Here is a 930-nt window from a genome sequence, read left to right on the forward strand (position 1 = left end):
CGCCGGGCTGAGGAGCCACCCGGCGGCTCAAGCTTTATGACATCGGCGCCCAGGTCACCCAGAATCTGGCCGCACAACAGGCCGCGCTCATTGGTCAGGTCAAGGACGCGGGAGTTGTCTAGCATAGCCGTCCTCCGCTCGGTGGTGTGCCATGTATAGCTGGCCGTGCGGCGGCTGAAAATCCCCCTCTACGGCTGGCATGACACGGCGGTTTCGGCTACCCATAGCAGACCATGCACTGCCCGCGCTGCCGTACCAAGATGCAGGTCCAGGCCCACCGGCCGCACAACCACGAGAAGTGGCGCTGTCCACGCTGCGGAGCGGTGCGCATGAAACCGACGACCGAGACTAGACCGGTGGGCTATTGACTGCCGGCCGCGCTGCGCTGGGCGGCGACGTAGGCGGACATCAAACCCGGAATATCGAGCGGCGCTTCGGTCTCCCGGATCTTGTCGCCGGGTCCCAGAATCCGGTCCGAGCCGCCCAGGGACAGAGATACGTACAGGCCGCCGAGCAGGCCGCGGGTTTTGATCGAGGCGATCGTGTCTTCCTGGAGGGCGATATCCCGGCGGACCAGGAGGCTGACCCGGGCGCGGTTGCCAACGCGCCAGACGGCGTTGACCCGGCCGACGGCAATACCGGCCACCTCAACCACCGCGCCGGGTTCCAGACCGCTGGCGTTGGTGAAATCGGCGTGCAGCTGGTAGCGCCGGCCCAGGTCGAGATTAGCCTCGCCCAACACGGTGAACAGGTAGACCAGAGCGGTCGCGCCGATAAGCAGGAAGCCGACGACGCTGGCCGTCAGTCCAAAGGTTCGCATAGCTGCGGAGTCTAGCAGGCCAAGGGCTCTTGCCCAAGTCCGCACCGGCGTGGACCCGGCTTGCACCCGTGCGGCTTTCTCCGTACAAGCACGGACATGTGCAAGACAGG

The 930-nt window shown here is 65.9% G+C and carries 2 protein-coding genes; both read right to left on the reverse strand.

Going from position 1 to position 930, the window contains the following annotated elements; genetic code table 11:
- Positions 1–125: CoA transferase (locus J4F42_17780; GenBank protein ID MCE2487369.1), on the reverse strand; the 125-nt coding region annotated here is incomplete at its 3' end.
- Positions 126–361: 236 nt separating this feature from the next.
- On the reverse strand, positions 362–820 hold the full coding sequence (locus J4F42_17785) for an MCE family protein (GenBank protein MCE2487370.1): 459 nt from the start codon (positions 818–820) through the stop codon (positions 362–364).
- Between the last annotated feature and the right edge of the window lie 110 nt (positions 821–930).

The sequence above is a fragment of the Desulfurellaceae bacterium genome (genome assembly GCA_021296095.1).
Lineage (GTDB): Bacteria > Desulfobacterota > Binatia > Bin18 > Bin18 > JAAXHF01.